Below are 13319 nucleotides of genomic sequence, written 5' to 3'. Positions count from 1 at the left end.
TTCGTGCGTCGGGGCATGAGCCGCCTGGCCGGCGGGGCGCTGTTCGGCGTCCTCACGGTGGTCCTGACGGCCCACCGCGCCATGGCGGAGCCGTCGCCGACCCCGACCTCAGGGACGACCAATACGAGTTGCCCGGGTGTTCCCCTGCCCGGGAACGACGTCTACTGCGCTCCGGGCGGCTCCGGCTCGCTTCCGGGCGGTGGGGCCATCGGGAGTGTGGCCGATCCGTTGGGGTCGTTGGCCAAGGGGTGTGCCCAGGCGGCGGCTTGGGTGGTGCGGAAGTTGTCGAGCGCGATCGACGGGACGACGCAGGTGGACTTCACCAATGCGTCGTTCCTGCAGCAGTACGCGGTGGTGTTCGCCGTGTCGACGGTGATCACGCTGGTGCTGTGGCTGCTGGCGGTGACGAAGCGGGCGGTGCGGGGGGCGCCGTTGGCGACGGCGTTCACGGAGGCGATCGGCTTCCTGTGGCTGACCGTCGTGGCGTCCGCGTTCACGCCGCTGATCCTCTACACCGTGGTGAGCGTGACGGACGGGCTGACCAAGGCGATCGCGGTGGGGACGAAGTCGGACACCGGGTCGTACCTGGGCGCGTTCGCCGACACCCTGGAGAAGGGGGACATGGGCGGCGGCCCGCTGATCCTGATCATCGTGTCGTTGGTGGCGGTGCTGGCGGCGGCGGTGCTCTGGATCGAGCTGCTGATCCGGGCGGCGATGCTGTACGTGGGCGCGCTGCTGGGTACGGCGGTGTACGCGGGGTTGGTGGACAAGCAGCTGTGGAAGCACGTGCGCCGGTGGGCGGGGGTGATGGTGGCGGTGGACCTGGCGAAGCCGATCATCGTGGTCATCCTGGGCCTGGCGGGTGCGGTGGCGTCGGGGGCCGGGGCCAGCGACGACTTCGCGCGGGTGCTGTCGGGGCTGGCGATCCTGTTCCTGTCGATCTTCGCGAGCGCCGCGGTGTACCGCTTCGTGCCGGGCTTCGGCGACGAGATCATGAACATGCGCCATGCCCGGGCGAGTGCGGTGTCGGCCGGTTCGGCGATGATCAACGGCACCGCGAACCTGATGAAGCAGGGCATCACCACCCACGGAGACCGCGGGCCGGTCGGTGCGGGTGGCGGCGGGGGTGCGGGCGGCGGTTCGGTCGCGCCGGGCATCGCCGCGCACGCCGGGCGGACGCCGGCGCCACCACCGCAGGCCGGGCCGCCGCAGACCTCGGTTCCGATCCGCGACAGCAACTCAGCGAAGGGAGGGTGACGGGTAAGTGAGCAGTGAACCGCTCGGCCAGTACGGAGCCCAGTACGCCCAGCCGTACGTGCACCAGCGCCGCACCTACCTGATCGGCAAGGCCCGCCCGAACGCGCCGATCGGCCGCAACCGGGAGTCCGGCGAGATCGTCCTGATCATCTTCGGGGCGTTCCTCGGCATGCTCTGGGGCCTGCTGATGCCGATCCTGCCGCTGCGGATCGGCGGCCTGATCGGCCTGCCCATGGTGGCCATCGCGGCGGTGTACGTGCCGTACCGCAGGCGGACGTTCTACAAGTGGGCGGAGATCAACCGCACCTACCGCCGGACGGTGCGCAGCGGCCGGTCGGTGTGGCGCTCGGACGTGATGGACGCCGGGACCCGGATGGACGGCCGGGAGGTGGAGGTCGGCCCGCCGCCCGGGGTGGGGCGGCTGCGCTGGCTGGCCGCGCCGTTCGGGCCGGACGAGGTCGGGGTGCTGATGCACCTGGAGCGGCGGACGGTGACGGCCGCGATCGAGATCGAGGGCCCGGGTGTCGGCCTGCGCGACTCGGAGGACCAGGAGGCGCTGGTCGACCGGTTCGGCACGCTGCTGAAGCACGTCGCCAACGGGGACGGCTTCGTGACCCGGTTGCAGATCCTGGCCCGGACGCTGCCGGCCGACCCGGACGCGCACGCCAAGGACGTCGAGCGGCGCGGGGACCACGACGCGCCGCGCTGGCTGCAGGACTCGTACGACCAGTTGCAGTCGATGGTGTCGACCTCCTCGGAGCAGCACCGGGCGTACCTGGTGGCCTGCATGCACTACACCCGCGACCTGGCGGCCGAGGCGCACGCGATGGGCCGTACGGCGACCGGTCGGCGGGCCCGGGACGACGAGGGGCTGGCGGCCGTGATGGCGCGCGAGCTGACCGACATCTGCGCCCGGCTGGCGGAGGCGGACATCCGGGTGCGCCAGCCGTTGGGGCAGGCCCGGCTCTCCTCGCTGCTGCACTCGATGTACGACCCGGACCACCCGATCGACCACATCCAGGCGATGTCCCGGCGCAACGCCTGGCCGGCCGAACTGGACGCGACCAACCCGCAGTACCTGGAGGCGAAGACCCGCGAGTCGGCGACCCGGGAGCCGTGGTGCCACGCCACCGCGTGGATCAAGGAGTGGCCGCTGACCCCGGTGGGGGTCAACTTCCTGGCGCCGCTGCTGGTGCACACCCCGGACGTGATCCGGACAGTCGCGGTGACGATGGACCTGGAGCCCACCGACGTCGCGATCGAGCGGATGCTGACCGAGAAGACCAACGACGAGGCGGAGGCCAGCCGCGCGGCCAAGATGAACCGGACGGTCGACCCGCGCGACCTGGCCCACACCGGCCGGGTGGACCAGCGAGGCGACGACCTGGCCTCCGGTGCGGCCGGGGTGAACCTGGTCGGCTACATCACGGTGTCCTCGCGCAACCCCGACGCGCTGGCCCGGGACAAGCGCACCATCCGGGCCTCGGCCGGCAAGAGCTACCTCAAGCTGGAGTGGTGCGACCGCGAGCACCACCGGGCCTTCGTCAACACCCTGCCGTTCGCGACCGGCATCCGCCGCTGACGCCCGGTCCGCACCGCTCCACCACCGCCCGTCGACCAGACCAGGAGGCCGTACATGGCGCTCGGCAACCTCTCCGAGGCGTTCACCAGCCTGATGTTCGGCAAGGTGGAGACCACCCGGCTGCCGGTGCGTACCTCCACCGGCCAGGCGCAGGCGGTCTACCTGCCCACCGCCGCGCCGGGGCTGGGCGACTCGGGCGTGATCATCGGCCGTGAGGTGTACAGCGGCAAGGGGTACGTCTACGACCCCTTCCAGCTGTACGGGCAGCAGCTGCCGGCCCCGCACTGGCTGGTGCTCGGCGAGTCCGGCAACGGCAAGTCGGCGCTGGAGAAGACGTACGTGCTGCGGCAGTTGAGGTTCCGCGACCGGCAGGTCGTGGTGCTCGACGCGCAGGGCGAGGACGGCGTCGGCGAGTGGAACCTGATCGCCAACGCGCTGGGCATAAAGTCGATCCGGCTCGACCCGATGGCCGCCCGGGACGGCGGGGTGAAGCTCAACCCGCTGGACCCGGCGATCACCCAGACCGGCCAGTTGTCGCTGCTGCGCACCATCGTCGAGGTCGCGATGGGGCGGGGCCTGGAGGAGCGGGCCGGGTTCGCGCTGAAGGCCGCGCACGCCCATGTGGTGGCGACGGTGAAGGACCGTCAGCCGGTGCTGGACGACATCATCGACACCCTGCGCAGCCCCGAGCTGTCCTCGGTGGAGTCGCTGGGCGTGGCGGTGGACGAGGTGCAGTCCTGGGGCCTGGACGTGGCGCTGGTGCTGGACCGGCTGGTCGACGGCGACCTGCGCGGCATGTTCGACGGGTCGACCACCGACGGCATCGACCTGGACGCGCCGCTGATCGTCTTCGACCTCTCGCACATCGACCGCAACTCGATCGCTATGCCGATCCTGATGGCGATCGTCGGCGTGTGGCTGGAGCACACCTGGATCCGGCCGGACCGGAAGAAGCGCATCTTCCTGGTCGAGGAGGCCTGGCACATCATCAACAGCCCCTTCGTGGCGCAGCTGTTCCAGCGGCTGCTGAAGTTCGGCCGCCGGCTCGGGCTCTCCTTCGTCGCGGTGGTGCACCACCTGTCCGACGTGGTGGACGGTGCGGCGGCCAAGGAGGCGTCGGCGATCCTGAAGATGGCCTCCACCCGGACGATCTACATGCAGAAGGCGGAGGAGGCGCGGTCCACCGGCCGGGTGCTGGGCCTGCCGCGCTGGGCGGTGGAGATCATCCCCACCCTGTCGCCGGGCATCGCGGTCTGGGACGTCAACGGCAATGTCCAGGTGGTCAAGCACATCATCACCGAGGCCGAGCGGCCGCTGGTGTACACCGACCGTGCGATGACCGAGGACGCGGTGGCCGAACGGGACCGGGCCGAGCGACAGTTGGCTGCCGAGCCGGGAGTCTGAGCGGCCGGTCGGGGGTCTGAGCGGCCGGGTCGGGGGGCCTGGGCGGGTCGGGCGGGTGGTCTGGGCGGGGAGGCCCGGACGGGGGCACCGGCGCTGGTCGGACGGCGACGGTTCGTCAGGAGGTAATCCTCTCGTTACGTTCGACATCCTGACAGCTACGCGCGTTGACTCTAGGCTTCACAGGCGCAACACATCACCCAGACGCCCGGTCAAGTCCACAGCGGGCGCTCCTCCAAGGTGCAGGGGACCCTCATGCTCACCGTCAGATCCCGACGCGCGGCGCTCGCCGTCGTCGCCGCCGCAGGTCTGGTCGGCACGGTAGCCGTGCCGACGGCCGCGCAGGCCGCCGACGCCAACGCCAAGCGTCACAAGACCGTCAACCTCCAGCTGCTGGCGATCAACGACTTCCACGGCAACCTGGAGCCCCCGGCCGGTTCGTCCGGCACCATCCGGGAGATCGACCCGGCCACCGGCAAGGAGGTCTCGACCCCGGCCGGTGGCATCGAGTACCTGGCCACTGAGCTGCGCAAGGCCCGGATCCCGGCCGACGACTCGATCACCGTCGCGGCCGGCGACATCATCGGCGCCAGCCCGCTCACCTCGGCGCTCTTCCACGACGAGCCGACCATCGAGGCGATGGACAAGCTCGGCCTGGACGTCACCTCGGTCGGCAACCACGAGTTCGACGAGGGCGCGCAGGAGCTGCTGCGCATGCAGGACGGCGGCTGCCACCCGGTCGACGGCTGCTACGAGCCCGGCCGCACGTTCAAGGGCGCCAACTTCAACTACCTGTCGGCCAACGTCACCGACGAGAAGACCGGCAAGCCGCTGCTGGCCCCGTACTGGGTGACCAAGTCCCAGGGCGTGAAGGTCGGCTTCATCGGCGTCACCCTGGAGGGCACGCCGAACATCGTGACCGCCGAGGGCGTCAAGGGCCTGAAGTTCGCCAACGAGGTCACCACGATCAACAAGTACGCCGCCGAGCTCAAGGCCAAGGGCGTCAACTCGATCGTCGCGCTGATCCACGAGGGCGGCTACCCGGCCAGCAGCGTCTACAACTACGACTGCGGCCCGGCCGGCCAGGGCATCTCCGGTCCGATCGTCGACATCTCCAAGAAGCTCGACCCGTCGATCGGCGCCATCGTCACCGGCCACACCCACAACGCGTACGCCTGCACCATCCCCGACCCCAACGGCGTCCCGCGCTCGGTCACCAGCGCCGCCTCCTTCGGCCGGCTGTACACCGAGATCGACATGAAGCTGGACAAGACCACCGGCGAGATCGTCCGCCCGACGGTCAAGGCCGAGAACCACGTGGTGCGCCGCACCGTCGAGAAGGCGCCCGACATGACGGCGCTGGTCGACCACTACTCCAAGCTGGCCGCCCCGATCGCCAACCGGCCGATCGGCTACATCGCCTCGGACATCAACGGCCGCGGCAACAGCGACCTGGAGAAGCCGCTCGGTGACCTGATCGCCGACGCGCAGGTGGAGGGGCTCGCCCCGGCCGCCAAGGGCGGGGCGCAGGTCGCCTTCATGAACCCCGGCGGCATCCGCTCCGACCTGGTCTACAAGGCCTCCGGCGCCGAGGGCGACGGCGTGGTGACCTACGGCGAGGCGTTCACCGTCCAGCCGTTCACCAACATGATGCAGGTCAAGACGCTGACCGGCGCCCAGCTGGTGCAGCTGCTCCAGCAGCAGGTCAGCGGCTCCAACGCGGCCGCGCCGAAGATCCTCCAGGCGTCCTCGGGCCTCCACTACACCCTGGACATGCGCAAGACCGGTGCGGACCGGGTGGTCGTCGACTCGATCCGGCTGAACGGCGCCCCGATCGACCAGGCCGCCAAGTACCGGGTCGCGGCCAACGAGTTCCTGGCCGGCGGTGGCGACGGCTTCCCGGCCTTCGCGGCCGGCACCGACAAGCTCGTCGGCGCCTCCGACCTGGACGTCTTCGCCGCCTACCTGGGTGCCCACAGCTCGGCGGCCTCGCCGCTGAAGGCCCCGGCGCAGGACCGGATCAAGGTCATCGGCCCGGGCGTCGACATCGACTGACCGTGAGCCGGTACAGGACGGGCGGGGCGCTGTCGGGGCGCCCCGCCCGTCCTGCGTTGTCCGCCTGTCCCGCCCTATTCGGGGGCGGGGCCGCCGGGCAGCCGGACGGTCGCCAGCGCGCCCGGGCCGCCGTCCCCGGCCGGGCCCAGCGACACCTCGCCGCCCGCCTCCCGGACGCTCTGCGCGACGATCGACAGGCCCAGGCCGGAGCCGGGCAGCTGTCGCGAGGACGGCGAACGCCAGAACCGGTCGAACACGTACTGCAGTTCCTCCGGCGGGATGCCGGGGCCGTGGTCGCGGACGGTCAACACGCCCTGCTGGAGCCGGACTTCGATGGTGCCGCCGGGCGGGCTGTACTTGACCGCGTTGTCCAGCAGGTTGATCACCGCCCGTTCGAGCCCGGCGGCGTCGCCGTGCACGAACCAGGGGTCGGTCGCGGTCTCGAAGACCAGCCCCGGGCCGCGCAGCTTCGCCCGCTCGACCGCCCGCCCGGCGATCTCGTGCAGGGCCACCACGGTGGGGTTGTGGACCGGCTTGGGGGAGTCCGGGCGGGACAGCTGGAGCAGGTCCCCGATCAGGACGGTGAGCTCCTGCATCTGCGCCTTCATGTTGCCCAGCAGCTTGGTCTTGGTCGCGGCGGGCAGCGGGCGGCCCGTGTCGTTGCTGCGGATCAGCAGGTCGACGTTGGTGCGCAGCGAGGTGAGCGGGGTGCGCAGCTCGTGCCCGGCGTCGGCGATCAGACGGGTCTGCCGCTCGCGGGAGTTGGCGAGGGCGGTGCTCATCGAGTTGAAGGAGGTGGAGAGCCGTGCGATCTCGTCGTCCCCCTGGACGGGGATGGTGGTGCCGACCTCCTCGGTGCGGGCGATGTGCTCGACGGCGTCGGTGAGTTGGTCGACGGGCTTGAGCGCGGACCGGGCGACCACGCGGCCGGCGATGGCGGCGAGGATGATCCCGCCGAGGGCCACGCCGCCGAGGAGGAGGGCGAGCCGCTGGAGGGAGTCCTCGATGGGCTGGGAGGGGGTCGCCACCATGACGACGACGGGCACCTGGAAGCTGTGGTTCAGGGTCAGCCGGACGATCGCGGGGTCGCCGTTGGTGTACCGGCCGTCCCGGATGATCGACTGGCCCGGCTTGAGCCGGAATCCGGCGGCGTCCGCCGACGTGGCCACGATGGCCTTGGTCGCCCCGGGGGGCAGGCAGACGCCCTCGGCCCCGGCCCGGAGGAACTGGGTGTCCCGGGGGACGGCTCCGCTGATGTCCGGGATGACGACGCCGCGCTGGTTCTCCAGCGCGGCTTCCGGGGTGGCGTAGCAGACCAGGGGGTTTCTCCCGATCGGTGCTGCGGGAGCACCCGCCAGGTCCGCCCGGACCTGGTCGTACAGCTGCTTCTCCACGATGAACCAGCAGGCCAGCGCCGACAGGGCGATGGCCACCGCGACCGCGGCCGCGCTCAGGAAGGTGAGGCGGCTGCGGAGGGAGCGGGAGCGGAGCCAGTGGGAGAGGCGCCGGCGGCGGGGGACGCCGGGTGGAGCCAGTGGCGGGGGCGGGTAGGGCGTGGGGGAGGTCACGTGGTGGCGCCGGCGGCCGGGCGCAGGGCGTAGCCGACGCCGCGTACGGTCTGGATGAGGCGGGGCATGCCGCCCTGCTCGGTCTTGCGGCGCAGGTACATCACGTAGACGTCCAGGGAGTTGGAGGAGGGTTCGAAGTCGAAGCCCCAGACGGCCTTGAGGATCTGTTCGCGGGTGAGGACCTGGCGGGGGTGGGCGAGGAACATCTCCAGCAGCATGAACTCGGTGCGGGTGAGTTCGACGGGCTTGCCGGCGCGGGTGACCTCGCGGGTGGCGGTGTTCATCCGCAGGTCGCCGAAGGCCAGCACCTCGCTCTCGTCCTCGGCGGCGGCGCGGGCGGCGGCCTCGGTGGCGAGGGCGTTGCGGCGCAGCAGGGCGCGGACGCGGGCGAGCAGTTCGTCGAGTTCGAAGGGCTTGGCGAGGTAGTCGTCGGCGCCGACGTCCAGGCCGGTGACGCGGTCGCCGACGGCGTCGCGGGCGGTGAGCATCAGGACGGGGACGGTGTCGCCGCGGGAGCGCATCCGGCGGACGGCGGTGAGGCCGTCCATCCGGGGCATCATGATGTCCAGCAGGACGAGGTCGGGCCGGTCGCGTTCGACGGACTCCAGGGCCTCGTAGCCGTCGGTGGCGGTGGCGACCTCGTAGCCCTCGAAGGCGAGGCTGCTCTCCAGGGCGTCCCGGAGGGCGGGTTCGTCGTCGACCACGAGGAGCCGGGCGGAGGGGTGGCCGGCCTCGGCGGCGGTGCGGTCGTCGGCGGACGGGGTCATGGGCTGCTGCCCTTTCTCGTCGGGTGGAGGGCCTGCTGGGGGTACCGGGGGTAATTGTCCGTCTTACAGGTTCTGGCCGGCCTCCAGTTTCGGCAGAACCTGCTTGATGTCGTTGATCGGGATGGCGAAGCCGAGGCCGACGCTGCCGGCGCTGCTGCCGCCGCCGCCGGCGGTGGAGCTGGCGCCGCTGGGGGCGTACATCGCCGAGTTGATGCCGATGACCTGGCCGTTGGCGTTGATGAGCGGGCCGCCGGAGTTGCCGGGGTTGAGGGCGGCGTCGGTCTGGAAGGCCTTGTAGGTGGTGGTGCTGCCGCTGTTCTGCTGGGGGAGGTTGCCGCGCGTGCCGGGCAGGTTGGGCAGGCCGGGCAGGCTGGGGAAGCCGAAGCCGCCGTTGCTGCTGGTGGTGCCCTCGTCGAGCTGGACGGTGACGTCGCGGTTCTCGGCGCTGATGATGCCGGAGGTGACGGTGCCGGTGAGGCCGTCCGGGTTGCCGATGGCGACGACGGGGTCGCCGACGGCCACGCCGGAGGAGTCGCCGAGGGTGGCGGGGGTGAGGTTCTTGCCGCCGCTCGCGGTGATCACGGCGACGTCGAGGGACTTGTCGGTGCCGGTGACGGCGGCCGGGGCGGTGGAGCCGTCCTTGAAGGCGACGGTGATCTGGCCGCCGTCGGCGGCGGTGTCGATCACGTGGTAGTTGGTGAGGATCCGTCCGCTGGTGTCGAGGATGACGCCGGTGCCGGTGGCGGTGCCGTTGCCGTTCTTGACGGTGATCTGGACGACGCTCGGCGAGACGGCGGCGGCGATGGCCGGCACGTCGGCGCCGCCGTCGGAGCGGGCGGAGACGGGGCTGGCGACGGTGCTGGTGCGGGCGGCGGAGCCGTGCTGCTCGGCGGCGACGAACCCGCCGGTGACGCCGCCGATGACGGCGGCGACCGCGGCGACGGCGGTGACCAGGGCGAGCCGCCCACGCAGCAGGCCGCGCCGGGCGCGGTTGCCGTGGCCGCCGTGGCCGCCGGGCTGGCCGGCGGTGGGCGGCTCGGGGGGCATGGGCGGGGGCGGGGTCGGGGAGTCGAAGCCGCCTGCCGAGTAGTCCTCGTGGTACCCGTAGGCGGTCGTGGCGGCGCTGCTGCCGAGGACGGTGCCCTCGACCACGCGGGGCTCGTACGGGCCGTACTGCTCGTCGTGGTGCTGCTGCTGTTCGCTCATGCCGACCAACGTCCGCCTGGTGGATGAGGATGGCATGAGAACCGGCTCAGAAGGGTCCGAGAAGCCCGTTGGGTTCTCATAAAGCCTGGTCAGGCGGTGTGCGGTGGCGGGTGGAGCGGACTGCGCTACTCCGCTTCCCCGGTCGGGACCGCCGCGGCGCCGCCACAGCCGCAGGAACGGCGGATCACCAGGCGGGACGGGAACTTGCGGACCCGCTCGGTGTCCGATCCGGGCACCATCAGCGAGTCGTCGAGCACCAGGTCCACGGCGGCCCGGGCCATCGCGTCGCGGTCGGAGGCGACGGTGGTCAGCGGCGGGTCGGCGAGTGCGGCCTCGGGGACGTCGTCGAAGCCGGCCACCGCGAGGTCCTCCGGGACCTTCAGCCCGACCTCGCGGGCGGCCCGCAGCACGCCGATCGCCTGGTCGTCGGTGGAGCAGAAGATCGCCCGCGGCCGGTCCGGCGAGCGCAGCACCCCGAGCGCGACCTCGTACGCGCCGTAGCGGTGGAAGGGCGCGTCGATCAGGTGGGGCTCGGTGGGCAGGCCGTGCGCGTCCATGGCGCGCTGCCAGCCCTCGACGTGGTCGATGACCGGGTCGCCGGGGGCGGGGGACTCGACCGGGCCGCCGAAGCAGGCCACGTACGGGTGCCCGTGCACCTCCAGCAGGTGGCGGACGACGGCCTCGGCGCCGCCCACGTCGTCGGTGACCACCGCGACGTCGTCGATCGCCTCGGGGCGGCGGTGCAGCAGCACGACCTTGGCGCCCTCCATCGCGGCGAACTCCTCGGCGGCGCGCTGCGAGGGGCCCTGGCTGACCAGGATCAGGCCGGAGACACGCATACCGAGGAAGGCCCGGACGTAGTGCACCTCGCGGTCGTCCACGTAGTCGGAGTTGCCGATCAGCACGAGCTTGCCGCGCTCGGAGGCAGCCCGTTCCACGGCGTGCGCCATCTCGGCGAAGAAGGGCTGGCGGGCGTCCGGGACGACCATGCCGATCAGGTTGGTCCGGCGGGAGGCCATCGCCTGGGCGACGCTGTTCGGCCGGTAGCCGAGCTGCTCGATCGCGGCGAGGACCTTCTCCCGGGTCGCGGGCGCGACCGGGCGCGGCCCGTTGTTGATGACGTAGCTGACGACCGCGGTCGAGGTACCAGCCAGCCGGGCTACATCGTCGCGCGTCACTTTGGCCACGGGGGGAGTCTACGCGTGTGGCGTGCGCGTCGGCAGTGGGACCTGGGGCTTCTGCGGGTGTCCGGGGGGTGCCGGGGGAGCGAACCGGACAAGCCGGGCGGGGGTGGCCCGCCCGGCCGTCGGTCAGGCCTCCAGCGGCGCCGAGGGGCGCTGGGCGAGCTCCGGGCGCTCGCCCTTCTCCGGCTTCTCCGGGACGACGAAGCGGTAGCCGACGTTGCGCACGGTGCCGATCAGCTGCTCGTGCTCGACGCCGAGCTTGGCGCGCAGCCGGCGGACGTGCACGTCCACCGTGCGGGTACCGCCGAAGTAGTCGTAGCCCCAGACCTCCTGCAGCAGCTGGGCCCGGGTGAAGACCCGGCCGGGGTGCTGGGCGAGGTACTTGATCAGCTCGAACTCCTTGAAGGTGAGGTCGAGCGCCCGGCCCTTGAGCTTGGCGGAGTAGGTGGCCTCGTCGACCGTGAGGTCGCCGTTGCGGATCTCCATCGGGCTGTCGTCGGTGCTGATGTGGAGCCGGCCGAGTGCGAGCCGCAGCCGGGCCTCGACCTCGGCGGGGCCGGCCGTGTCCAGCAGGACGTCGTCGATGCCCCACTCGGCGGTGACGGCGGCGAGGCCGCCCTCGGTCACCACCAGGATCAGCGGGCAGCCGATGCCGGTGGAGCGCAGCAGCTGGCAGAGGCTGCGGATCTGTGGCAGGTCGCGCCGGCCGTCGACCAGGATGACGTCCGCACTGGGGGTGTCCACCAGGGCGGATCCCTCGGCGGGGGCCACCCGGACGTTGTGCAGCAGCAGGCCGAGGGCCGGCAGCACCTCCGCGGAGGGTTGCAGAGCGTTGGTGAGGAGGAGGAGAGAACTCATACCCGGTAGTCCCCTTTCCGGGTCGTCGCGGTCGCGTTACGGCTGCCGCCACAGCCGGATGGCGCACGTGCTGAGGTCGGGGGGAGGTGGACGGACGCCCGAGGAGCGCCGGAGGGCCGGCCGGTGCGCAGGACGCGACGGCGCACGCGCCGAGGGTCCCGCAACCCTTGGCGCGCCGTTTCTGCCCTGTTCATCCCGCGAACCCTCCGGTTTGTTTCCGGTCCCGGGCGGCGGCCCGGGTGCCGGGTGGACACCCCGGCCGGCCGGGGCACGTCGTCGTGCCGCGTGGGGCGGGGCGGTTCCCGCGACGCGCCGGGGGTGGGCCGACGAATCGCAAGAATGTCCGTACTGGCGTCCTGAAAGCACAAAAGGACCCGGGGGCGACTCTGCCCGGATCCCTCTTGGACGTCGAGGATAGCCGACGGCCCTCCGCGCCGGGAGGGCTCGAATCCGGCGGTTCGCCCAATCCGGGCGCGCGCCGGGTGAGCCTGGACACAGCTTCGAGCCGTCCTCCGGGCCCCCTCGGCCAGGGCGATTGCCGCTCGTGGCGGCGGACACGCCATCATGGGACGCACATCGGCGGCGCCGTGCGAGTCCATCTTTCGGGTGGTCGGGCGGCCCGGTGGCGAGCCGGACCGGGGCACCGGGGCCGGGCGAGGACGACGAGAAGGGGTGGCCCCGATGGGTGCGACCACGGAGCCCGCGAGCGGCGCCCGGGTGCGCGGGACGATCCGCTACTGGGCGGCCGCGAAGTCCGAGGCCGGGCTGGCCGAGGAGCCGTACGAGGCGGTGACCCTGGCGGAGGCGCTGGCGCAGGCCAGGCGGCGGCACGCGGACCGGCCGAAGCTCGTCCAGTTGCTCGGGCACTGCTCCTACCTGGTCGACGGCTCCCAGGTCGGCGGCCGGGACCACACGACCGTGGCCCTCACCGAGGGCGGCACGGTCGAGGTGCTGCCGCCGTTCGCGGGAGGCTGAGCGGCGTGACGGACATGAACAACGCGAACCAGGGCGGCTACGGCGAGTGGCCGCAGCAGCCCCAGCCGCCCCAGCCGCCCTACCGGCATCCGCAGCAGCAGCCCCAGCCGCAGTACCCGCAGTACCCGCAGCCCCCGTACCCGCAGGCCCAGGCGCCGCAGCCGGGGCAGCAGCCGCCGTACGGCTACCCGGGGTACGGGCAGCCGCCGATGGACGACGCGGCGACCACGCTGCTGCCGCCCGTCCCCGCGATGGACGACGCCACGGCGACCACGCTGTTGCCGCCCGTGCCGCCGATGGACGACGCGGCCACCACGCTGCTGCCGCCCGTGCCCCCGATGGAGGACGCGGCCGCGACGACGCTGCTGCCGCCGGTGGTCGTGTCCGGCGCGATGCCGCCCGCCCCGCCGGCCTGGACGCCCGCCCCGCCGCCGGCACGGCACGCCGCGCCGCCGCAGGCCCGGCA

Annotated in this window: 10 protein-coding genes and 1 pseudogene; 6 read left to right on the top strand and 5 right to left on the bottom strand. The window is 72.4% G+C overall.

Annotated features, from left to right (window positions below):
- Positions 1–15: 15 nt before the first annotated feature.
- From ACFV61_RS19505 to ACFV61_RS19490, 4 genes are all read left to right on the top strand, one after another.
- Positions 16–1257: a hypothetical protein gene (locus ACFV61_RS19505; protein ID WP_380492916.1), complete on the top strand. Its 1242-nt coding sequence runs from the start codon at positions 16–18 to the stop codon at positions 1255–1257.
- 7 nt (positions 1258–1264) lie between these two features.
- On the top strand, positions 1265–2839 hold the full coding sequence (locus tag ACFV61_RS19500; RefSeq protein ID WP_063348275.1) for an SCO6880 family protein: 1575 nt from the start codon (positions 1265–1267) through the stop codon (positions 2837–2839).
- 54 nt (positions 2840–2893) lie between these two features.
- Positions 2894–4243 (top strand): ATP-binding protein, encoded by a 1350-nt coding sequence (locus tag ACFV61_RS19495; RefSeq protein WP_063348274.1) that lies wholly within the window; start codon positions 2894–2896, stop codon positions 4241–4243.
- 252 nt (positions 4244–4495) lie between these two features.
- A complete protein-coding gene (locus tag ACFV61_RS19490) occupies positions 4496–6295 on the top strand; it encodes a bifunctional UDP-sugar hydrolase/5'-nucleotidase (protein ID WP_063348273.1) in 1800 nt (599 codons plus the stop codon).
- 74 nt (positions 6296–6369) lie between these two features.
- On the opposite strand, the gene ACFV61_RS19485 is transcribed toward ACFV61_RS19490, so the two are convergent.
- The 5 genes from ACFV61_RS19485 to ACFV61_RS19465 form a co-directional block, all read right to left on the bottom strand.
- Positions 6370–7863: a sensor histidine kinase gene (locus tag ACFV61_RS19485; RefSeq protein ID WP_380341842.1), complete on the bottom strand. Its 1494-nt coding sequence runs from the start codon at positions 7861–7863 to the stop codon at positions 6370–6372.
- Positions 7860–8630: a response regulator transcription factor gene (locus ACFV61_RS19480; protein ID WP_063348272.1), complete on the bottom strand. Its 771-nt coding sequence runs from the start codon at positions 8628–8630 to the stop codon at positions 7860–7862. The genes ACFV61_RS19485 and ACFV61_RS19480 overlap by 4 nt, the downstream gene beginning before the upstream one ends.
- A 63-nt stretch (positions 8631–8693) precedes the next feature.
- Positions 8694–9836 (bottom strand): S1C family serine protease, encoded by a 1143-nt coding sequence (locus tag ACFV61_RS19475; protein ID WP_380492900.1) that lies wholly within the window; start codon positions 9834–9836, stop codon positions 8694–8696.
- A gap of 125 nt (positions 9837–9961) precedes the next feature.
- The gene (locus ACFV61_RS19470; protein ID WP_363632082.1) at positions 9962–11023 is read right to left on the bottom strand and encodes a LacI family DNA-binding transcriptional regulator; all 1062 of its coding nucleotides are present in this window, start codon (positions 11021–11023) and stop codon (positions 9962–9964) included.
- 123 nt (positions 11024–11146) lie between these two features.
- Positions 11147–11878 carry a response regulator transcription factor gene (locus tag ACFV61_RS19465; protein ID WP_063348270.1) on the bottom strand — a complete coding sequence of 244 codons (732 nt, stop codon included), beginning with the start codon at positions 11876–11878 and terminating at the stop codon, positions 11147–11149.
- 681 nt (positions 11879–12559) lie between these two features.
- Between ACFV61_RS19465 and ACFV61_RS19460 the strand changes: the two genes are divergently transcribed.
- Positions 12560–12853 carry a MoaD/ThiS family protein gene (locus ACFV61_RS19460; protein WP_063351215.1) on the top strand — a complete coding sequence of 98 codons (294 nt, stop codon included), beginning with the start codon at positions 12560–12562 and terminating at the stop codon, positions 12851–12853.
- Between the two features lie 5 nt (positions 12854–12858).
- Positions 12859–13319: pseudogene (locus ACFV61_RS19455) on the top strand (hypothetical protein); the annotation flags it as partial.

Origin of the sequence: Kitasatospora sp. NPDC059817 (assembly GCF_042731835.1) — a bacterium.
In the GTDB taxonomy this organism is placed as follows: domain Bacteria; phylum Actinomycetota; class Actinomycetes; order Streptomycetales; family Streptomycetaceae; genus Kitasatospora.
The sequence above is the reverse complement of the archived record's forward strand: the minus strand, read 5'-3'. Positions and strand labels throughout refer to the sequence as shown.

Excerpts from the sequence above, each read along its gene's own strand:
- ACFV61_RS19495 (WP_063348274.1), top strand. The coding sequence starts at position 2,894 with ATGGCGCTCGGCAACCTCTCCGAGGCGTTCACCAGCCTGATGTTCGGC.
- ACFV61_RS19505 (WP_380492916.1), top strand. The coding sequence starts at position 16 with ATGAGCCGCCTGGCCGGCGGGGCGCTGTTCGGCGTCCTCACGGTGGTC.
- ACFV61_RS19480 (WP_063348272.1), bottom strand. The coding sequence starts at position 8,630 with ATGACCCCGTCCGCCGACGACCGCACCGCCGCCGAGGCCGGCCACCCC.
- ACFV61_RS19475 (WP_380492900.1), bottom strand. The coding sequence starts at position 9,836 with ATGAGCGAACAGCAGCAGCACCACGACGAGCAGTACGGCCCGTACGAG.
- ACFV61_RS19465 (WP_063348270.1), bottom strand. The coding sequence starts at position 11,878 with ATGAGTTCTCTCCTCCTCCTCACCAACGCTCTGCAACCCTCCGCGGAG.
- ACFV61_RS19460 (WP_063351215.1), top strand. The coding sequence starts at position 12,560 with ATGGGTGCGACCACGGAGCCCGCGAGCGGCGCCCGGGTGCGCGGGACG.
- ACFV61_RS19490 (WP_063348273.1), top strand. The coding sequence starts at position 4,496 with ATGCTCACCGTCAGATCCCGACGCGCGGCGCTCGCCGTCGTCGCCGCC.